At 60.2% G+C, this 18,948-nt stretch carries 21 protein-coding genes; 17 read left to right on the forward strand and 4 right to left on the reverse strand.

Features of this window, described 5'->3' with window-relative positions:
* Positions 1-140: 140 nt before the first annotated feature.
* From JJ917_11225 to gyrB, 10 genes are all read left to right on the forward strand, one after another.
* Positions 141-1,256, forward strand: coding sequence for a DNA polymerase III subunit beta (locus tag JJ917_11225; protein ID MBO6699392.1), 1,116 nt, complete (start codon positions 141-143; stop codon positions 1,254-1,256).
* 6 nt (positions 1,257-1,262) lie between these two features.
* Positions 1,263-2,384: a DNA replication/repair protein RecF gene (recF, locus tag JJ917_11230; GenBank protein ID MBO6699393.1), complete on the forward strand. Its 1,122-nt coding sequence runs from the start codon at positions 1,263-1,265 to the stop codon at positions 2,382-2,384.
* Between the two features lie 30 nt (positions 2,385-2,414).
* A complete protein-coding gene (locus JJ917_11235) occupies positions 2,415-3,029 on the forward strand; it encodes a LysE family translocator (GenBank protein MBO6699394.1) in 615 nt (204 codons plus the stop codon).
* On the forward strand, positions 3,026-3,409 hold the full coding sequence (locus JJ917_11240; protein ID MBO6699395.1) for a GFA family protein: 384 nt from the start codon (positions 3,026-3,028) through the stop codon (positions 3,407-3,409). Before JJ917_11235 ends, JJ917_11240 begins: the two co-directional genes overlap by 4 nt.
* A 3-nt stretch (positions 3,410-3,412) precedes the next feature.
* Positions 3,413-4,333, forward strand: a complete 921-nt coding sequence (locus tag JJ917_11245) for a hypothetical protein (GenBank protein ID MBO6699396.1) — start codon at positions 3,413-3,415, stop codon at positions 4,331-4,333.
* Positions 4,334-4,341: 8 nt separating this feature from the next.
* Positions 4,342-5,127 (forward strand): SDR family oxidoreductase, encoded by a 786-nt coding sequence (locus JJ917_11250; GenBank protein MBO6699397.1) that lies wholly within the window; start codon positions 4,342-4,344, stop codon positions 5,125-5,127.
* 25 nt (positions 5,128-5,152) lie between these two features.
* Complete coding sequence (locus tag JJ917_11255; protein MBO6699398.1) at positions 5,153-5,485, forward strand: hypothetical protein; 333 nt, start codon at positions 5,153-5,155, stop codon at positions 5,483-5,485.
* 95 nt (positions 5,486-5,580) lie between these two features.
* Positions 5,581-6,216: an FMN-binding negative transcriptional regulator gene (locus JJ917_11260; GenBank protein MBO6699399.1), complete on the forward strand. Its 636-nt coding sequence runs from the start codon at positions 5,581-5,583 to the stop codon at positions 6,214-6,216.
* A complete protein-coding gene (locus JJ917_11265) occupies positions 6,206-7,453 on the forward strand; it encodes a TIGR03862 family flavoprotein (protein ID MBO6699400.1) in 1,248 nt (415 codons plus the stop codon). Before JJ917_11260 ends, JJ917_11265 begins: the two co-directional genes overlap by 11 nt.
* A gap of 316 nt (positions 7,454-7,769) precedes the next feature.
* Complete coding sequence (gene gyrB / locus JJ917_11270) at positions 7,770-10,229, forward strand: DNA topoisomerase (ATP-hydrolyzing) subunit B (protein ID MBO6699401.1); 2,460 nt, start codon at positions 7,770-7,772, stop codon at positions 10,227-10,229.
* On the opposite strand, the gene JJ917_11275 is transcribed toward gyrB, so the two are convergent.
* Entirely contained in the window at positions 10,226-11,074 is an 849-nt protein-coding gene (locus tag JJ917_11275) for a LysR family transcriptional regulator (GenBank protein MBO6699402.1), read from the reverse strand. The genes gyrB and JJ917_11275 overlap by 4 nt on opposite strands.
* 118 nt (positions 11,075-11,192) lie before the next feature.
* Between JJ917_11275 and JJ917_11280 the strand changes: the two genes are divergently transcribed.
* Both JJ917_11280 and JJ917_11285 read left to right on the forward strand, forming a co-directional pair.
* Positions 11,193-12,197: an aldo/keto reductase gene (locus tag JJ917_11280; GenBank protein ID MBO6699403.1), complete on the forward strand. Its 1,005-nt coding sequence runs from the start codon at positions 11,193-11,195 to the stop codon at positions 12,195-12,197.
* Between the two features lie 85 nt (positions 12,198-12,282).
* Positions 12,283-13,233 (forward strand): aldo/keto reductase, encoded by a 951-nt coding sequence (locus JJ917_11285; GenBank protein ID MBO6699404.1) that lies wholly within the window; start codon positions 12,283-12,285, stop codon positions 13,231-13,233.
* Here JJ917_11285 and JJ917_11290 read toward each other — a convergent pair.
* Positions 13,230-13,844 carry a LysE family translocator gene (locus JJ917_11290; protein MBO6699405.1) on the reverse strand — a complete coding sequence of 205 codons (615 nt, stop codon included), beginning with the start codon at positions 13,842-13,844 and terminating at the stop codon, positions 13,230-13,232. The two genes, JJ917_11285 and JJ917_11290, sit on opposite strands and share 4 nt — an antisense overlap.
* A 93-nt stretch (positions 13,845-13,937) precedes the next feature.
* On the opposite strand from JJ917_11290, the gene JJ917_11295 reads away from it, so the two are divergent.
* Positions 13,938-14,372: an Lrp/AsnC family transcriptional regulator gene (locus JJ917_11295; protein MBO6699406.1), complete on the forward strand. Its 435-nt coding sequence runs from the start codon at positions 13,938-13,940 to the stop codon at positions 14,370-14,372.
* Between the two features lie 20 nt (positions 14,373-14,392).
* Here JJ917_11295 and JJ917_11300 read toward each other — a convergent pair whose 3' ends face one another.
* Positions 14,393-15,421: an adenosine kinase gene (locus tag JJ917_11300; protein MBO6699407.1), complete on the reverse strand. Its 1,029-nt coding sequence runs from the start codon at positions 15,419-15,421 to the stop codon at positions 14,393-14,395.
* A 169-nt stretch (positions 15,422-15,590) separates the two neighbouring features.
* Here JJ917_11300 and JJ917_11305 point away from each other — a divergent pair, with 169 nt between their 5' ends.
* From JJ917_11305 to JJ917_11315, 3 genes are read left to right on the forward strand one after another with little or no spacing between them, the layout of a single operon-like run.
* Positions 15,591-16,268, forward strand: coding sequence for a sulfate transporter family protein (locus tag JJ917_11305; protein MBO6699408.1), 678 nt, complete (start codon positions 15,591-15,593; stop codon positions 16,266-16,268).
* Between the two features lie 54 nt (positions 16,269-16,322).
* On the forward strand, positions 16,323-16,676 hold the full coding sequence (locus tag JJ917_11310) for a copper resistance protein CopC (GenBank protein ID MBO6699409.1): 354 nt from the start codon (positions 16,323-16,325) through the stop codon (positions 16,674-16,676).
* 6 nt (positions 16,677-16,682) lie between these two features.
* The gene (locus JJ917_11315) at positions 16,683-17,558 is read left to right on the forward strand and encodes a CopD family protein (protein ID MBO6699410.1); all 876 of its coding nucleotides are present in this window, start codon (positions 16,683-16,685) and stop codon (positions 17,556-17,558) included.
* A gap of 4 nt (positions 17,559-17,562) precedes the next feature.
* On the opposite strand, the gene nth is transcribed toward JJ917_11315, so the two are convergent.
* The gene (gene nth, locus JJ917_11320) at positions 17,563-18,333 is read right to left on the reverse strand and encodes an endonuclease III (GenBank protein ID MBO6699411.1); all 771 of its coding nucleotides are present in this window, start codon (positions 18,331-18,333) and stop codon (positions 17,563-17,565) included.
* 87 nt (positions 18,334-18,420) lie between these two features.
* Here nth and JJ917_11325 point away from each other — a divergent pair, with 87 nt between their 5' ends.
* A complete protein-coding gene (locus tag JJ917_11325; GenBank protein MBO6699412.1) occupies positions 18,421-18,933 on the forward strand; it encodes a DUF2244 domain-containing protein in 513 nt (170 codons plus the stop codon).
* The last annotated feature ends 15 nt before the right edge of the window (positions 18,934-18,948 follow it).

The following is an 18,948-nucleotide window of genomic DNA, read 5'->3' on the forward strand; positions in this document are numbered from 1 at the left end:
AAGGCCCTTCGCATGATTTGGGACGGATATGGTTTGTATCCTCTCGGGCACGCGAGGGCTTTGGTGTCTGGTAGACAGAGCATTTGATGCTCGCGCCGGACACGCTTTGTTTGCTTTTGTTGGTATGATGGGTCCGGGCTATGAAATTCTCACTTGATCGCACGCCTTTTCTACGCGCCTTGGCGCGCGTCCACCGGGTGGTGGAACGCCGCAACACGATCCCCATCCTTGCCAATGTTCTTCTTGATGCCGCCGACGGTGCGCTGCGCCTGAAAGCCACCGACCTCGATCTGGAGGCCTCGGAAAGCCTGCCGGCCATGGTGAGCCAGGCCGGTGCGACGACGGTTCCGGCGCACATGCTCTACGATATTGTGCGCAAACTGCCCGATGGAGCTGAAGTCGAAGTCGATATGCGCGGGGAAACCACGCTGTTGGTCCAGGCCGGGCGCGCGCGCTTTGAGCTTCAGGCGCTGCCGAAATCCGATTTTCCCGATCTCACCGCCGGTCAGTTCACCCATGTGTTCCAGATCGCCTCAGGTGATCTGCGCCGCCTGATTGAGCGCACGCAGTTTGCGATCTCCACCGAAGAAACTCGGTATTATCTCAATGGCATATTCCTCCACACGATGGATGTGGATGGCGCGATGAAGCTGCGCGCGGTAGCCACCGATGGTCACCGGTTGGCCAAGACCGAGACCCAGGCGCCATCGGGTTCTGAAGGCATGCCGGGCATCATCGTGCCGCGCAAAACGGTTGGCGAGCTGTTGAAGCTGCTGGAAGGTCATGATGGCGAAGCTTCGGTTGAGCTATCGGACACCAAAATTCGAGTGACGATCGATGCGGTCGTGCTGACCTCCAAGCTCATCGACGGGACCTTCCCTGATTATGCCCGTGTCATCCCGCAGGCCAATGACAAGGCGCTCGACGTCGATCGTCCGGCCTTTTCAGCGGCGGTGGATCGCGTCTCGACCGTGGCATCCGAACGTGGTCGCGCAGTCAAACTTGCCATGGGTGATGGCAAGCTGACCCTCACCGTGACCAACCCAGATTCCGGCTCGGCAACCGAAGAGCTGATGGTCGACTATGCCGGTGATCCTTTGGAGATCGGTTTCAACGCGCGATATCTGATGGATATTGCCGGCCAGCTTGAAACCGACAATGCCCGCTTCATGCTCGCCGATGCCGGGGCACCGACCTTGGTGCAGGACGCTGACGGCTCAGACACGCTTTACGTTCTGATGCCCATGCGGGTCTAAGTGAGCATTGCCGGGCCGCGCCTGACGCGGCTCTCGCTGACTGGCTTTCGCAATCACGCCCAGACCGATCTGCGTTTTGACGGCCAGTTGATCGCCTTCGCCGGACCCAATGGCGCCGGCAAAACCAACATTCTTGAAGCGATCAGCCTACTCTCACCAGGGCGGGGCCTTCGACGCGCGACCTACTCAGACATGGCCGGTGCGAGCGGCGATGGGGGCTTTGCGGTCTCCGCGCAGATTACGTCCATGGACCATGAGCCCGGCGACGATCCGATCACTATTGGAACTGGCCTTTCTGGTCCGTTGGCGACGAGCCGTGACGTGCGCATCGACAAGGTGTCGGTGAAATCGGCGGATGCGCTGTTGGAGCATGTGTCACTGCTCTGGCTGACACCCGCCATGGACGGGCTTTTTCTCGGTGGAGCGAGCGACCGGCGGCGGTTCTACGACCGGATGGTGATGGCGCTGCATCCAACCCATGGCCGCACGGCCAAGCGGTTCGAACAGGCGATGCGTGCGCGCAACAAGATGTTCGATGAGGGCGTCACTGATCTGGTCTGGTTTGAGGGCGTGGAAGCGCAGATGGCCGAAGCCGGTGCCACGCTTCAATCGACGCGGCTTGCAACCTTGGCGCTTCTGAAAACCGCGATTGAGGACGCTCGCGACGCGGTCTCAGCCTTTCCCCACGCTCTGTTGGACTTGGCCGGTTTTGAGGGCGTCACTACAGAGGCGGATTATCGCGCCCTGCTCGCAGAAGGGCGCGCGCGCGACCGCGCCGCCGGACGCGCGCTCCAAGGCCCACACCGGGTGGATCTTCTGGTGCGCCATGGCCCAAAGGATGTGGAGGCCAAACTCGCTTCCACCGGCGAGCAGAAGGCGCTGCTGATCGGGCTGATCCTGGCCCAGGCGCGGCTGGTGAGTCAGGAAACAGGGCGGGCCGCCATTTTGCTCCTTGATGAGATTGCAGCGCATCTCGACGAGCGCCGACGGGCCGCCCTCTACGATCTCTGCACGGACCTTGGCGGGCAGACCTTTATGACGGGCACCGACCGCTCCCTGTTCGATGCTTTACCGGACGGTTCGAACCATTTTGCCGTTGACGAGGGCAAGGTCGAGCCGACAGGGTAGGACTATCCCCCTTCTCAAAGGCAGATAACGATGACTTTGACCGCACTAGCTCTGTTCGCTGGTATCTATCTGGCGGCCGTGGCCTCGCCTGGCCCGGCTGTTCTGGCGCTGACCGCTCGTGTTTTGGCACGCGGCAAACAAGGCATTGCCGGTTTCATCGCCGGATGCGCCATCGGCGATCTCATTTGGTTTATGCTTGCCGCTGCCGGCCTCGCTGTCATCGCGCAAACGATGCATGAGGTGTTTCTGGTCATCAAATATGCCGGCGTCGCCTACCTGCTCTACCTTGCCTACAAACTATGGACCGCTCCTGCCGATCCCAGCGCCAAGGCGCCGAAATTGACCGCAGACACCAATATGTCGATGCTCTTTGCCGGGCTGGCACTGACGCTCTCAAACCCAAAGACCATGGTGTTCTTCCTCGCTATCCTGCCGACGGTGGTGGATCTGGCAACGCTGAACACCCTAGGCTTTGTGGAGATCGGCCTCGTCATTGCCGTCTGCCTGCCGGCGGTGATGATGGTCTATGCGCTGGTGTTTGATCGCGCACGTGGCGCGCTGCTCGGGCGTTTTGGTATGGCGCGGATCAACAAGGCTTGCGCGGTTGGCCTTGCAGGTGCTGCCGGTCTGGTTGCCACGCGATGAGCCAACTCTTGAAGGGCCGGTGTCTCTGCGGATCGGTGACCTACACAGTCACAGGAGCGCCTGAAAAAGCCTCGGCCTGCCATTGCAGCCAATGCCGTCGCCAGTCCGGCCATATCTGGGCTTCAGCGCAAGTCGACGATGCCGCCATCGCCATCGCCGGCGATACGCTTGTCTGGTACCGTTCGTCTGACACAGCAAAGCGCGGCTTTTGCTCCGCTTGTGGCTCCTACCTTTTTTGGATCCTCGACGGCGCAGGCAAAACGTCGTTTTCGCTTGGTTCGCTCGACCAGCCGACCAGATTGTCGCTGGAGAAACATATCTTTGTCGCAGACAAGGGCGATTACTACGCCATCACCGATGATCTACCGCAGAAGGACTGAGCGATGAGCGCCGACGACCTTTATCCGCCGCTGCCGTATGGCGATTGGGTTGAGACCCGTGACACGCTGCACCTGTTTCTGCAAATCATCGGCAAAGTGCGGATGAAGGCCCATCCGAAGCTGAATCATTGGTGGCACGTTACGCTCTACCCGGACACGCGCGGACTGACGACGGGGCGCATTCCCTACAAGAGGCGTAGCTTTCAGATCAACTATGACATGGTCGATCATGTGGTGCAGGTCACCACCAATGACGGCGGCAACAAGGGCTTTGCCGTGCCCGGCAAGACCGTGGCGCAGTTCTATGCAGCCTTGTTCGATGCGCTGACGACACTTGGGATCGACGTGACAATCATCGCCAAGCCCTATGACAACAAGTCAAAAACGCCCTTTCCCGACGATCATGCCGAACGGACCTATGACGGCAAGGCGGTCACTCAGTTCTGGCGGGCGCTCTGTTCCATCGCGTCGGCGTTCGAGGCCTTTCGCGCACGTTTTGTCGGCAAGCAGACACCGGTTCAGCTTTATTGGCATTCGTTCGACTTAGTGACGACGCGCTTTTCCGGCAAAGCCGCGCCGCTGGAAAGTGGCACCCAATCGGACCGGGAAGCCTACTCCCATGAGGTGATTTCGGTTGGTTTTTGGCCGGGCGACGACACGTTTCCGCACGCGGCCTTCTACGGGTATGCCTATCCGGAACCTGACGGATTGAACACGGTGGCCCTTCAGCCAACATCTGCGCAGTGGGTCGACCGCAACGGCGCGCTCGCCGTCCTTACCTATGACGCGATGCGCGAGGCGGCCGCGGCTGCCGAAGATTCACAAGAGCCAATTCTGACCTTCCTGCAAAGCGTCTATGACGCAGCCGCAGAAAAAGCAGGTTGGGACAAGCACGCTTTCGCCCACCACTTTCTAACTGACTAAGGATTCCCATGAACCGACTGGCCGACAAAACCTGCATCGTCACTGGCGCCGCCAAAGGCATCGGCGCGGCTATTGCCCGCGCTTATGCGGCTGAAAATGGCACGGTGGTCGTCACCGACGTCAACGATGAGGTGGGCAAGGCTTTCGCCAGTGAAATTGGGGCCGACTATTTCCACCTTGATGTCGCGGACGAGGAAGACTGGCGGGCTCTGGAAGAGCGCTATCCCGCCATTGATGTTCTGGTGAACAATGCCGGCATCACCGGCCATGAGCGCGGCGATGAAAGACACGATCCCGAGCACACTCATCTGGTCGATTGGCGACGGGTCCACGCTGTGAACCTTGATGGCACATTCCTCGGTTGCCGGTATGCGATCCGGGCCATGCGCGCCAATGGCGGCAAGGGTTCGATCATCAACATGTCCTCGCGCTCAGGCATTGTCGGTGTCCCTGGCGCTGCTGCCTATGCCTCTTCCAAGGCCGCGATCCGCAATCACACCAAGACGGTGGCGCTGCATTGCGCGCAGGAAGGCCTGCAGATCCGCTGTAATTCGGTGCACCCGGCAGCAGTCTGGACGGATATTTGGGACACGATGATCGGCAATGGCGAGGAAGCCGAAGAGAAGAAAAAGAAGGTGGCGCAAGGCACACCTTTGCACCGCTTTGGGCGGCCGGAAGAAGTAGCGGCGCTCTGCGTCCTGCTCGCCTCTGATGAAGCGACCTTCATGACCGGCACCGAACTCACGATTGATGGCGGGATCCTTGCCGGGTCTTCAGCCTCGCCGGGGCAGTAAAGGACGCAAGAAGAAGGCACGAAGCATGGGCGTTTCGGAGACCGCCAAAGCACTTTTCGACAAGCTTGTTCATCAGCAAGGCGACAAACTTGGCGTGGATGTCGGCAAGATGCTGCATGCCGATGCCCTGCGCGTTGCCGGAAAAGGCTTTGCGTTCGCCACCGGCGACAGGATCGTGATGAAACTGCCGAAGGAGCGTATTGATGAGCTGGAAGGCGAAGGGGTCGGCGAACGCATGACGATGGGCTCAGGGCTGAAACAGCGCACCATGCGTGAGTGGATCGCCATCCCGTGCGATGAAGATGAGGCCTGCCTTGAGCTTGCAGACGAGGCGCGCCGTTTCGTGCAGAGCCTTTAGGCCGCGGCCTTTCTTTCGTCGCGTTTTCCCGTGCAAAGGCGACGTTTCGCCCGGACCCATTCGATGGTCCAGCTCCACCCAGACGACATAGACAGATGCATCCCAACCGCTCCTTTCGTAAGCCTGATGCGGCGCGCAACATTGCGTTCGCACGCTCACGGGCGTTCGGCACGCTTGCCGTCAGCGCTGACAATGGGTCGCAGCCTGGCCCCTTGGTGAGCCATATTCCGTTTCTTCTCAGCGACGATGGTTCGTCCATTGAGCTGCATCTGGTGCGCTCCAACCCGATCGTGCGGGCTCTGCAGGATGACTTGCCCGCGGTCATCGCGGTGACCGGCGGTGATGCTTACGTCTCTCCGGATTGGTACGAGGTCGAGGATCAGGTCCCGACATGGAACTATGTGGCGGTTCATCTGCGCGGGACGCTGATGCGCCTCGCCGATGATCAACTGCACGGCATCCTGCAACGGCTGTCGGCGCATCAGGAAGAGCAGTTGCGACCGAAAAGGCCTTGGACGAGCGACAAGATGGACCAAACCGTCTACACCAAGATGCAGCGTCAGATCGTGCCGATCCGCATGGCCGTCAGCGACATTCAGGGCACGTGGAAACTGTCGCAGAACAAGCCTGATGATGTGCGTCTACGGGCTGCCAATGGCGTTGAACAGGCGCGATTGGGCCTCGCGACCGAGACCATACACCCGCTGATGCGCGATCCCGATGGCGACTGATCGGAAGACCGTTGCCGTTATTGGCTCCGGCCCGGCGGGCCTCATGGCGGCGGACGTTCTGTCTGACGCTAACGTTAAGGTCATTATTTGCGAAGCCAAGCCGTCGGTTGGGCGCAAGTTCCTGATGGCCGGAAAATCCGGTCTCAACCTCACCAAAGACGAACCGGACGCAGCCTTTTTGCGCGGTTTCTACGAGGCCGCGCCGCAAATGACGCCGATGCTGGCCGGCATGGGTCCGGGCGCCGTGAAACGGTTTGCCGAGGGCTTGGGGGAGGAGGTGTTCACCGGGTCCTCCGGACGCGTGTTCCCCAAGGCGATGAAAGCCTCGCCTATGCTGCGCGCTTGGCTTGGCCGACTGGCTGACAAGGACGTTGAGGTCCGCACCCGCTGGCGATGGACGGGTTTCGAGCCAAGTGGTCGCGCTGAGAAGCACAGAACGGGCGAGCACCAACACGATCTGCGATTTGAAACACCCGATGGCCCGCAGACGATTGCGCCCGATGCCACGATCCTGGCCCTTGGTGGGGCCAGCTGGTCGCGGCTTGGCTCAGATGGCGCGTGGACCGACCTGATGGATGAAAAGGGTGTTGCTGTCAGGCCTTTCAAGCCTGCCAATATGGGCCTGTCGGTCGCCTGGTCGGCGCTAATGGCCGCGCATTTTGGTGCGCCAGTGAAGGGCGTGCGCCTCAAGGCTGGCGAGGACTCCCATCTTGGCGAGTTCGTCATTTCCAGCTACGGCCTGGAAGGCAGCGGGATTTACGCTGTCTCAAGGGCGGTGCGCGAGGGCGCAGCGCTGGTGATCGATCTTTTGCCATCTCTTTCTCTGTTTCAAGCGACCGAAAGGCTCAGCAAACCGCGTGGCAAGGACTCAATGGCCAACCATTTGCGCAAGGCGCTCAAACTCAGCCCGGTTAAGCGCGCCCTGCTGATGGAGTTTGGGCGCCCTCTACCAGCCGATCCAGGCGATATAGCCCGCCTTATCAAGGGCTTGCCTGTCACCCATCAGGGACCGCGCCCCTTGGATGAGGCGATCTCCGTGGCGGGCGGCGTTGCGTGGGATGCCGTGGATGAGGGCCTCATGTTGCGCGATCTGCCGGGCGTATTCTGCGCAGGGGAAATGCTTGACTGGGAAGCGCCCACGGGCGGCTATCTGATCACTGGGTGCCTCGCCACCGGCAAGTGGGCGGGCGAACACACGCTGAAGCAGTTGTCGCTCGCGACAGAGCGCAGCGCTTAAAAACGACCAGGCTGAAGCGGTTGTCCGCATAGCGGTTGCTCTGGGCCGGAGCCTCCAGCTCTGGGCCTGCCGCCCAACCAGCATTCACTCTTGCTCTGGGCCTGCTGACAACCCAACACCTATTCTTGCTCTGGGCCTGCGGCCCAACCGCAGGGAACTGGATTTCTGCCCGATTATCCCCATATGAAGCTGTGCATGAGGACAGCGCACCGGTTCGCTATTGCGCGACCTTTGGTGGTATAAAAACCAAAGTGATTCTCCGGGCTTAGCGCTCTTTTCCACGACGATCTCTCGCCCACGACCGAAGGACTTCACCTTGACCGATACGCCCGCCGGTGAACCGACCCCAACCGAAAACCTTGAAGCTGAAAACGGCGCCGACTATGGCGCTGATTCCATCAAAGTTCTCAAAGGCTTGGACGCCGTGCGCAAACGGCCGGGCATGTATATCGGCGACACCGACGACGGCTCCGGCCTGCACCATATGGTCTATGAGGTGGTCGACAACGCCATCGACGAGGCGCTTGCCGGCCACGCCAGCGAGGTCACCGTGGCGCTGAACGCCGACGGATCGGTGACAGTGCGCGATGACGGGCGAGGGATTCCGACCGATATTCACACCGAAGAAGGCATTTCCGCCGCCGAGGTCATCATGACCCAACTGCACGCCGGCGGTAAGTTCGACCAAAATTCCTACAAAGTGTCCGGCGGCCTGCATGGCGTCGGCGTCTCGGTGGTGAACGCCCTATCGACCACGCTTGAGCTGCGCATTTGGCGCGCCGGCCAGGAGCATTGGATGTCATTCTCCCACGGGGTGTCTGATGGGCCGCTGAAAGTGGTCGGCGATGCCGGTGGTCAGACGGGTACCGAGGTGACCTTCACGCCCTCGCCCGACACGTTCACGAACATTGAGTTTTCCTTCGACACGCTGGAGCATCGCCTGCGCGAGTTGGCGTTCCTCAATTCCGGGGTGAAGATCACCCTGTCGGACAAGCGCGGCGTCGATGACAAAGTGGTGACGCTGGAATATGAGGGTGGCCTGAAAGAGTTCGTCGCCTTCCTCGATCGCAAAAAGAAACCGGTGCTCGAAGCGCCGATCTTCGTCACAGCGGAGAAAGACGGCATCACGGTGGAAGTCGCCATGTGGTGGAACGACAGCTACCACGAGAACGTGCTTTGCTTCACCAACAACATCCCTCAGCGCGACGGCGGCACCCATTTGGCGGGCTTCCGCGCCGCGCTCACGCGCCAGGTAACCGGCTATGCGGACTCCTCCGGCCTCACCAAAAAAGAGAAGGTGAACCCCACCGGTGATGATTGCCGCGAGGGCTTGACGGCAGTCCTGTCGGTCAAGGTGCCAGACCCGAAATTCTCCTCGCAGACCAAAGACAAGCTTGTTTCCTCCGAAGTCCGCCCGGTGGTGGAAAACGTGCTCAATTCCTCGCTTTCGACTTGGTTTGAGGAAAACCCGGCACACGCCAAGAGCATTGTCTCGAAGGTAATCGAGGCAGCTGCGGCGCGCGAAGCGGCCCGCAAGGCGCGCGAACTCACCCGTCGCAAGGGTGCGCTCGATGTCGCCTCCCTGCCGGGCAAACTTGCCGACTGCCAAGAGCGCGATCCGGCCAAATCAGAACTCTTCCTGGTTGAGGGTGACAGTGCTGGCGGGTCGGCCAAACAGGGCCGGGTGCGTGAAACCCAGGCTGTGCTACCGCTGCGCGGTAAGATTTTGAATGTGGAACGCGCCCGCTTTGATAAAATGCTTTCCTCCAATGAGATCGGCACGCTGATCACAGCGTTGGGGACAGGCATTGGGGCGGAGGAGTTCAATCCGGACAAACTGCGCTACCACAAGATCATCATCATGACCGATGCGGACGTGGATGGCTCGCACATCCGCACACTGCTTTTGACGTTTTTCTTCCGCCAGATGCGCGAGATCATCGAGCGTGGGCATCTCTACATCGCCCAGCCGCCGCTCTACAAAATGAAGCGGGGCAACTCTGAGCAATATCTAAAGGATGAGGCGGCGCTGCAGGATTACCTACTCGATGGCGGGCTGGAAGGCGCGAGCCTTACGCTAGCGTCAGGGGAAGTTCTTTCCGGCCAAGATTTACTGGCCACCGTCAACGAGGCACGAAAGATTTCTTCGGTCCTCGACGGATTGCATCATCGCTACAACCGCGATGTGGTCGAACAGGCTGCCATTGCCGGCGCGCTCAACGCCGCCCTGCTCTCTAAAGTGGACCAAGCCGAAGAGGCCGCCGCCTATGTGGCACGGCGCATCGATATTCTGGCCGACGAATTCGAAAAAGGTTGGGAAGGCAAACGGCTGGAGTCTGGCGATCTGCGCTTCACGCGCACGCTACGCGGTGTGACCGACGTGGTGACGATCGACACCGCCCTTCTCGACAGTGCCGACGCGCTTCGGCTCGATGGTTTTGCCTCCCATCTGCAAGAGATCTACGGCAAGGCGGCCGTCTTGCGCCGCAAGGACGCTGAACTGCAGATCCGCGGGCCGAGGGCCTTGGTGTCGGCGCTCATGGAGATGGGCCGCAAGGGCGTATCGCTGCAGCGCTACAAAGGCCTTGGCGAAATGAACCCCGATCAGCTCTGGGAAACGACGCTCGATCCGAACGTTCGGACTTTGCTGCAAGTGAAGATCAAGGAAGCCGACGAGGCCGATGGCATCTTCTCCGATCTGATGGGCGATGATGTCGATCCGCGTCGGGCCTTTATTCAGGACAACGCGCTGACCGTTGGCAATTTGGACATCTAATCTGCCGGCCTGACCTTCCCCCAGCCAAACAAATCGCGATTGGCTTGGAGTAGGGATTCCAAACGTCGGAGCACGGTGCGGATGGGGCGTTGGTGGCGCGTTTCATGGTGCATGACCAGCCATTGGCGGTGTGTTAGCGCTTCGATGGTGGCCGTGGCGCGCTCCAATCGCGGATTGGCATCACCGATGAAACAGGGCAGCACGGCCAGACCGACGCCGGCCTCGCACAAATCCATGACAAGCCGTGGTGTGTTCGCTTCCAGCGCGATGTGTGCGCCATGGTGGCTCGCGACCCAGCGGGCAGACGGTGTGTTGGCGGCGCTTTGGATCCACACGTCCGGTGTCGCGCCTAGCGCGCGGTAGGCGGCAAACGCCACCTCGCCCAGTGCCTTTCCGGCAAGACCCGACTCGACCGGCCTTCCATTGCGCAGGCCGATATCGGCTTCGCGGCGGGCGATATCAAGGCGTGCTTCGCCGCTGACAAAGGCCAGGCGAAATGGGTCGTTTGGACCGACCAATGCATCGATGTGTTCGGCGAAAAAACGGCTTGTCCAGCTGCCGGCCGATAGGCGCACCGTTTGAGCTTCGGTCAAGCCGGCGCGCCACCGATCAACACCGAGCGCTGCCTTCTCCATCGCCTCGGCCTTGTCGATCAGCGCCTCGCCGTCATCGGTCACCGTGTAGCCTTTGCCGGAGCGCGAAAACAGCCGAACGCCCAGAGCCTGCTCCAACCGGTCGATGCGGCGCCCGAGCGTCGCCGGGCTGGTTTTCAGCGCCCGCGCAGCGCCAGAGAGCCCGCCATGGCGGGCCACCATCAGAAAAGCGGCCAGATCATCCCAATTCATGGGTGCTCCTTATCTTTTCAAAATTGAAAAGGCTATCTCATTCTTCTGACTATATTTTCTTCAACTTGATCTGGATACTCCGCTGTATCGAAAGAGCAAGAGGGGCGAGTCATAGGCCATGCAGCACAGACAGCTGGGGCGATCGGGCCTCAAAATCACGCCGGTTACGCTCGGGACAATGGAAGTTGGCGGCAAAGTCGATGAGAGCACTGCTGCCGATCTGGTTGCCATGGCGGTGGAGCGCGGGATCAACCTTGTCGATACGGCCAATGTATATGCTGGAGGGCGCAGCGAAGAGATCCTTGGTCGGCTCATCAAACCGCATCGTGGCAAGCTGCTGGTCTCAACCAAGTTTTCCGTACCGCTGTCTGATGATCCCAAAAGCGGTGGAACCAGCCGCCATGCGGTGATCGCAAACTGTGAGGCGAGCCTGAAACGGCTCGGCACAGACCATATTGATCTCTACTTCATCCACCGGCCATTTCCGCAAACGCCGATTGAGGAAACGTTGCGGGCACTGGAAGATCTAATGCGCGCCGGCAAGGTGCGGGCAATCGGATCTTCAAGCTTCGCCAGCTGGCAGGTCCTGGAAGCGCTATGGTGCGCCGATGTGCGTCATCTGGTTCGGCTCACCGCCGAGCAGACGCCTTACCACCTGCTAGACCGGCGTGTGGAACGGGAGTTGGTCCCGGCCGCGCGTAGCCATGGCCTGGGCTTGATGATCTGGTCGCCGCTCGCTGGGGGCTTGTTGACGGGCAAATATGTGGGACGGGACGCGGAGAACGCTCGGCTGCAAAAAGCTGATACGGCCTGGGGCGCGAAGCACTTTGCCATTGGCGTCACCGAAACGGTCAGCAAGTTGAAATCCATTGCCGAAGAGGCCGGTCAGAGCCTGACGGCGATGTCGCTTGCCTGGACGTTGGCGCAACCGGGCGTCACGTCACTTGTGCTCGGCCCGCGCGATCGCCAGCAATTTGGCGAACAGTTGGACGCGCTTGAGGTGAACCTCAGCACCGATCAGTTGCATGCAATCGACAAGGTCGTGCCCTTCGGTGGTGTGACCGTGCCTTATTATCTGGACGATGCATTCGCCGATTTCAGCCCCAATCGACACAGCTGGTAGTGTCGGCCAATCGATCGTTCTGTTGGAACGGAGCCAGCGAAAAGGAACTGGAAAGATGCAAATCTCCCCATCTTCTCGGCTTGGCATGGGATGCTGGGCGATTGGCGGACCGTTTTATGCTGGCGACGATCCGCTGGGCTACGCCAATGCTGATGACGCTCAGTCATTGGCCGCCATCGAAGCGAGTTATGAGACCGGCATTCGGCTGTTTGACACCGCCGATGTCTATGGCGCCGGGCATTCGGAACGCCTTTTGGGACGGGCGCTGAAGGGTCGCGACGAGGTACTGATCTCAACGAAGTTCGGACTGGGCTTTGATGAAGTAAGCAAGCAGGTGACCGGCGAACGGGCTGACACCGCTTATGTGCGTCAGGCGCTCGACGCCTCGCGCAAGCGGCTCGATCGCGATGTCCTCGACATCGTCTTCCTGCACCTCAACAGCCTGCCACCGCACCAGGCCGCGCCACTTTTTGACGCTCTGGAGACCGCTCGTTCGGACGGCGTCATCAATGCCTATGGCTGGTCAACGGATTTTCCAGCAAGCGCGGAAGCCATGGCAGACCGTGAGCGGTTCGTCGCCGTTCAACACGCGATGAACGTCTTCTTCGATGCGCCGTCGATGATGGCTGTTGTCGATCAACACAGCCTTTTGAGCTTCAATCGCTCGCCGCTTGCTATGGGGCTCTTGACCGGCAAGTTCGTCGCTGGCCAGGCGATGGCGAGCGATGATATCCGGCAAAACAGTTTTGAATGGATGGACTATTTCAAAGATGGACGGGTCGCGCCCGAATTCATCGCGATGTTGGATACCGTGCGCGAGCTTTTGACGGTTGGCGGCCGGTCGCTGGCCCAAGGAGCGCTTGGTTGGCTGCTGGCGAAGTCACCGAACACCGTTCCCATTCCCGGCGCCCGAACGGCCGAACAGGCGACACATAATGCGCAGGCGCTGGCGTTGGGCCCGCTGCCTGGGCCTGTGATGGACGAGATTGAACAGGTGCTGACACGTCCACCGGAAGGTCCGCCGCGTGAGCGCTAGAGAAGGTTCGGCCAAAACACCGGAATGAGCGTGGCCAAAAGGAGGGTCGCAGCAACCGTGTTGAACACCCTCAGACGCACCGGGTCGGCAAAGAACAGCCGCAGGCGATCGCCGAGCGCGGTCCAGCTGGTAGCGGTGAACGTCCCGGCGAAGGCAAAGACAGCAGCAACCGCAAAGGCGTTGGCCGTATTCGAGAGCGGCAGCGCATAGACGGTGAGCGCGGTGGTGGCCATCACCCAAGCTTTCGGGTTCACCCACTGAAAGGCAGCGGCCTGTGTGAAGGTCAACGGCCGACCGGAGACGGTCATTGCCCCATCTTCGGTGATCTTGGGACGCGCGGTGGCGATTTTGTAGGCCAGGTACACCAGATAGGCAGCGCAGACATATTTCAGCGCGATTTCAAGCGTCGGGACCAAGGCAAAGAGTTGCGTCAACCCGAGACCAACCGCGACAATCATCAGAGGAAAGCCATAAGCGACACCGGTGATGTGGCCGAGCGAACGGCGAAAGCCATAGTTCATGCCCGAGGTCATGAGCATGAGGTTGTTGGGGCCGGGCGTGCCTGCCGACAGGAACGCGAAGGCGACAAGTGTGAGGATCAAATCGGTCATAGCCACACAAGGCTATTGACTTATGGTCGCAAGAAGTTTGCTTTTGTTGTGCATTGGTTCACGAATGAGCAAGGTTCTTCGATGTTGGACGAAATGGATCAGACAATCTTGCGCGCACTTGAGCTGGACGGCCGGCTCTCCAACACCGCGCTGGCAGACAAGGTTGGGCTGTCGCAATCGGCCTGTCTTCGCCGTGTGCAGGCGCTGGAAGAAGCAGGTGTGATCAAAGGCTATCGCGCTGTGCTTGATCGCAGCAAGCTGGGTCGCGGCTTGAAAGTCTATGTCGCCGTCGGTTTGTCGCGTCACCTAAAAGCCGATCAGGAAGCCTTTGAACGGGCGATGAAGGCCGCCCGCGAGGTGCGCGAGTGCCACAATGTGTCGGGCACCATCGAATATCTCTTGCATGTCGAGGTGGCCGACCTTGCCGCCTACAAATTTTTTCATACCGAGGTGCTCGGCACGGTGGAACAGGTGGCGTCCATCACCAGCTATTTCGTGATGGGTAGTCCTAAGGACGAGCGCGGCTAGGTGGTTGCTCGCGAGGTTCGCTACCCCTCGACCAAAATCCCTGCATCAAAAGCCAATTGCTTAAGCGACGTCTGCGGACGCGGACCCATCTGCTCGATCACGTGCGACGCAGCCAGGTGGCCAAGTTCAGCGCAAGTCCTCAACGGCATATCGTTGGCCAAACCGAACAGATAGCCGCCGGCAAACACGTCACCGGCACCGGTCAGATCGACAATGTCATCCACCTTGGGCGTGCCCACAGCGATGCGTTCGTCGCCGGTGACCGTGATCGAACCTTTTTCGCCGAGCGTGACGACGCCGAGCTGCGCGTCCTTGGCCAAGGCATCGAGCGCGGTGTTGAGATCGGCCGTTTCATAGAGCGAGCGCAGCTCATGGTCGTTGGCGAACAGCGTATCGACCTGGCCTGTGCGCACCAGATCGAGGAACTCGCTGCGATAGCGGTCAACGCAAAAGGCATCCGACAGGGTGAGCGATACCTTGCGGCCTGCCTCTTTGGCGACCTGCGCTGCCAAGCGAAAGGCTTCCTTGGCTTTGGCCGGATCCCATAAATAGCCTTCCATATAGGTGATGGCGGAGTCGCGAATGAGGTCGACGTCGATATCGTCCTTGGTCAGCTCCTGGCAGGCGGCGAGAGAGGTATTCATCGTGCGCTCGCCATCGGGGGTGACCAAGATGATCGACGTGGCGGTGCGGATGTCCTGCGATTTGGGCAGCGGCGCCACATCGAAGAAGACTCCAATGCCACGCATGTCATGGGCATAGGCGCGGCCGTTGTCATCATCGGAGACCTTGCCGACATAGGCGGCCTTGCCGCCAAAGGATGCAACGGCGGCTGCCGTGTTGCCAGCGGATCCACCCGACATGCGCGTTGCCTGCCCGATGCGGTTGTAAAGGCGCGCCGACTCGGTGATGTCCACCAGCCGCATCGACCCCTTGGCGAGCTTCTCGCGGACCAGGAAGTCATCTTCGACATGGGCAAGAATGTCGAAAATCGCGTTGCCGATGGCAACGACGTCATAACGCGGCGAAGTGGAGGGTGTGTCAGTCATGGAGAGCTTTCAAGACAGGCGGTGCCAGGAGCCAGGGATGAGGAGCCAAGTATGGCGGCAGGAACATAGGCATAGATGGCGTGAAACCCTCTTGGACCATTGTGATGAGCCCATCAACTGCCTATCTGACCGATGTTCCTGACAATTTTTGACCGGAAAACCCCTGCTTATGTTTGCCCTTGTGCGCCAAGCTGCCCGCGATGTCCTTTCTCCGCCGTTCCGCGGGGTGCTGTTCAAATCGCTCGGCCTGACCATTTTGGCACTGATCGCGGCCTGGTTTGGCCTTGGCTGGCTGATCGACACGTTTGTTGCGCTGGAACGCGGTTGGCTCGACAATCTGGTGCAGGTGATCTCCGGGTTGGCGCTGCTTGTCGGCGCCGTGTTCCTGGTGGTTCCGGTCACCGCGCTGGTCGCCAGCCTCTTCCTGGACGACATCGCGGAGGTCGTTGAAGCGACCCACTATCCCGGCGAACCGACGGGCCAGCCATTGCCGACGCTGATGGCGTTGAAGGAGGCGATCGGCTTTACGCTGGTGGTCATCGTGGTGAACCTTGGCGCGCTGATGCTGTTGCTGGTGCCTGGCATCAACGCCATCATCTTCCTTCTCGCCAACGGATACTTGCTGGGCCGGGAATATTTTGAGCTTGCCGCCCTGCGATTCCGGCCCAAGTCGGAGGTGAAGGCCCTGCGCCGCGCCCATGGCGGTAAGGTGTTTTTGGCTGGTTTGGTGATCGCAGGGCTGGTCGCGATCCCCATTGTCAACCTGCTAACGCCGCTTTTCGCGACAGCGCTGATGGTGCACTTGCATAAAAGCCTGTCACGCGGCGAAAGTTTAGCCCATGCTTGACGCTGGTTGGTTCGCCAAAGGACTTTGACGGCGCCGCTTCGGAGGAAAAGGAAAATGTTGCGAGTTTTCAGTGTGATGGTGGGTGCGTCCTTGTTGGTGAGCACAGCGCTTGCTCATTCCTCAAAAGAAGGAACGATGCCGGAAGACGGCGCCGTGCTTGAGGTGGCGCCGGCCGAAATCTCGATCCTCTTTGATGAGGCCGCGACGCTTACCCGCGTCGCGCTCACCCACAGCCATGGCGATGTAAGCGATGAAACCCGCCTGGATGCGCCGCGCGATGCCACCGACGCCGCGACCCTTGAGGCGCCGGACCTTGGGCCTGGGACCTACACTGTGGATTGGCGAGCGCTCAGCTCCGACGGGCACCCGGTCAATGGCAGTTTTTCCTACACCGTCACCGGCGACTAGCCACCAATGGATTTCGGCGTCTGGGGCCTTCTCGCCATATGTGCGAAAGCTGTGGCTTATGGCGGCAGTTTGGCCGCTGCGGGATCAGCGCTGTTTTTGGTGGCCCTGAAGCCTGGCCCTGTTATTACCGCGACAACCCACCGGTTTGGTATTTGGGCCTCCCTTCTCGGCGCGCTCGCCACGGCGTTCTTCGTCTTAGTCCAGGCCGGCTATCTGCTTGATGATGGTCTGGTGGGAATGGTCGATACCTTCATGCTCGGCCTGGTTTTGGATGGACCGCTTGGCCTAGCCGCCCTTTCCCGCATCGCCGGCTTGGCGCTTATCGCCCTGGCCTTGTTCATCCCGGCGCTTCTGGTCATCGGTGGAGGGTTTGGCGCATTGTTGGTTGCGGCATCCTTTGCGTTGGCTGGTCACGCGACCGCCGAGCCGCGCTTGGTTCTCTCGATCCTCATCATGACCCATGTGCTTGGCCTTAGTTGCTGGATCGGCGCGCTCTGGCCGCTCTCCCGCGCGGTCGATCACCTATCCAATGACGAAGCCGCGAACGTCGCCCACCGATTTGGCAATCAAGCGATAATCGTCGTGCCACTGCTAATCGCGGCCGGCGCGCTCTTCACCTTCTTGCGGGTCGATCCGTTGTCCGCGCTTGCGGTAAGCACTTACGGCTGGACATTGGCGGGAAAGCTGATCCTTGTGGGTGGTCTATTGGCGTTGGCGCTGAAAAACCGTCGCTCTCTCGTCCCCGCGATGCAGGCTGGCGATCAGGAAGCCGGCGCAGCCTTGAAACGTTCCATTCGATGGGAAGCGGTCGCGTTTGCGGTCATCCTGATGACGACAGCCGTTCTGACCACGATCACGCCCATTCCTGGGACGATGCACTAACTGGCTAGGATGCTTTGTTCGCCCGCGATTTTTTCGGCGCATCGGCAGGGTTGGGCACTTTGTCCTTGAACTTACAGATGTCGATGACCGGACACCGCCAACACTCAGGCGTGCGAGCCTTGCAGAGGTAACGCCCGTGCAGGATCAGCCAGTGATGCGCATGCAGGCCATAAGGTTCAGGCACCACACGATCCAAGATCGCTTCCACCGCTTCAACGGTCTTGCCTGGCGCAAGGCCGGTGCGGTTGGAAACCCGGAAAACATGCGTGTCCACGGCATTGGTGTGATGGCCGAACGCCATGTTCATCACGACATTGGCCGTCTTGCGCCCAACGCCGGGCAGGCTTTCCAGATAGTCGCGATCCTCCGGCACATGACCGGGCGCAACGTCCGGATGTTCCTCCAACAAACGCTGAGACAGGGCCATCACATTCTTGGCCTTGCCTTTATAAAGCCCGATCGTCTTCACATGCTCACGGACTGTGTCTTCGCCAAGCGCCAACATTTTGTCCGGCGTGTCGGCGATAGCGAACAGTCCCCGTGTAGCCTTGTTGACGCCGGCATCGGTGGCTTGCGCTGACAGTACGACGGCGACCAGCAGCGTGTAGGCGTTGACATGCTCCAACTCGCCCTTCGGCTCCGGCTCGATGGCTTGAAGGGCGGCGAAGAGCCGGTCTATTTCTTCGCGTTTCAAGCGCGAACGGCCGACACGCTTCTTCGTGGCGGGCTTATTAACGGCAGGTTTGGTGGACGTGCGGGACGGTTTTTGGGGCATGAAAACTCAAATGCAGCGGTGCTTTGTCACATTCAATTGGCGCCAAAACCGGTCATCCAATTGCCGGTTTCAGTCCTATAGAGAGCCATGAGCGACAACAACCCGATCCCGGACCCGATGGCAGAGCGGCCGCTGTTTGCCGCGCGGCTCACGCCGCATCGCTCGCTGCCAAAGAACGGTTTCGTCCTTCTGATGCTGCTTATCGGCGGGTTGGCGCTGTCGTCCGGCATCATGTTCTTGGCCATCGGCGCCTGGCCGATCCTCGCTTTTCTGGTGCTTGATGTGGTGATCGTGTTTTTGGCCTTTTATTTCTCCTATCGCTCCGGCCGCGCCTATGAAGAGGTGACCGTGACGCCCGATCTACTCACGATAAAGCGGGTCAGTGCCTGGGGCCGCGAGTCGATTGACCAGTTGCACCCGGTTTGGACGCAGTTGAAGACGGCCTATGATGAGGAAGAGGAGCGGGTTCTGGCGATCAAGCTGGAAAGCAAGGGACAACAAGTGCCGGTGGGCGCCTTCATGAACCCCGACGACAAGGAAAGCTTTGCCAATGCACTTGGCGACGTGCTCTCCCGCTTGAAACGCGGAGCGCCTGCTTAGCGGCAAAGCGCCTGC

The organism is Hyphomicrobiales bacterium (assembly GCA_017642935.1).
Taxonomy (GTDB): domain Bacteria; phylum Pseudomonadota; class Alphaproteobacteria; order Rhizobiales; family MH13; genus MH13.

Excerpts from the sequence above, each read along its gene's own strand:
- JJ917_11290 (MBO6699405.1), bottom strand. The coding sequence starts at position 13,844 with ATGACCGATTTGATCCTCACACTTGTCGCCTTCGCGTTCCTGTCGGCA.
- JJ917_11250 (MBO6699397.1), top strand. The coding sequence starts at position 4,342 with ATGAACCGACTGGCCGACAAAACCTGCATCGTCACTGGCGCCGCCAAA.
- JJ917_11285 (MBO6699404.1), top strand. The coding sequence starts at position 12,283 with ATGGGATGCTGGGCGATTGGCGGACCGTTTTATGCTGGCGACGATCCG.
- JJ917_11310 (MBO6699409.1), top strand. The coding sequence starts at position 16,323 with ATGTTGCGAGTTTTCAGTGTGATGGTGGGTGCGTCCTTGTTGGTGAGC.
- JJ917_11255 (MBO6699398.1), top strand. The coding sequence starts at position 5,153 with ATGGGCGTTTCGGAGACCGCCAAAGCACTTTTCGACAAGCTTGTTCAT.
- JJ917_11245 (MBO6699396.1), top strand. The coding sequence starts at position 3,413 with ATGAGCGCCGACGACCTTTATCCGCCGCTGCCGTATGGCGATTGGGTT.
- JJ917_11260 (MBO6699399.1), top strand. The coding sequence starts at position 5,581 with ATGCATCCCAACCGCTCCTTTCGTAAGCCTGATGCGGCGCGCAACATT.
- JJ917_11325 (MBO6699412.1), top strand. The coding sequence starts at position 18,421 with ATGAGCGACAACAACCCGATCCCGGACCCGATGGCAGAGCGGCCGCTG.
- JJ917_11240 (MBO6699395.1), top strand. The coding sequence starts at position 3,026 with ATGAGCCAACTCTTGAAGGGCCGGTGTCTCTGCGGATCGGTGACCTAC.
- JJ917_11235 (MBO6699394.1), top strand. The coding sequence starts at position 2,415 with ATGACTTTGACCGCACTAGCTCTGTTCGCTGGTATCTATCTGGCGGCC.
- JJ917_11295 (MBO6699406.1), top strand. The coding sequence starts at position 13,938 with ATGGATCAGACAATCTTGCGCGCACTTGAGCTGGACGGCCGGCTCTCC.
- nth (MBO6699411.1), bottom strand. The coding sequence starts at position 18,333 with ATGCCCCAAAAACCGTCCCGCACGTCCACCAAACCTGCCGTTAATAAG.
- JJ917_11225 (MBO6699392.1), top strand. The coding sequence starts at position 141 with ATGAAATTCTCACTTGATCGCACGCCTTTTCTACGCGCCTTGGCGCGC.
- JJ917_11315 (MBO6699410.1), top strand. The coding sequence starts at position 16,683 with ATGGATTTCGGCGTCTGGGGCCTTCTCGCCATATGTGCGAAAGCTGTG.
- JJ917_11305 (MBO6699408.1), top strand. The coding sequence starts at position 15,591 with ATGTTTGCCCTTGTGCGCCAAGCTGCCCGCGATGTCCTTTCTCCGCCG.
- JJ917_11275 (MBO6699402.1), bottom strand. The coding sequence starts at position 11,074 with ATGAATTGGGATGATCTGGCCGCTTTTCTGATGGTGGCCCGCCATGGC.
- JJ917_11265 (MBO6699400.1), top strand. The coding sequence starts at position 6,206 with ATGGCGACTGATCGGAAGACCGTTGCCGTTATTGGCTCCGGCCCGGCG.
- JJ917_11280 (MBO6699403.1), top strand. The coding sequence starts at position 11,193 with ATGCAGCACAGACAGCTGGGGCGATCGGGCCTCAAAATCACGCCGGTT.
- JJ917_11300 (MBO6699407.1), bottom strand. The coding sequence starts at position 15,421 with ATGACTGACACACCCTCCACTTCGCCGCGTTATGACGTCGTTGCCATC.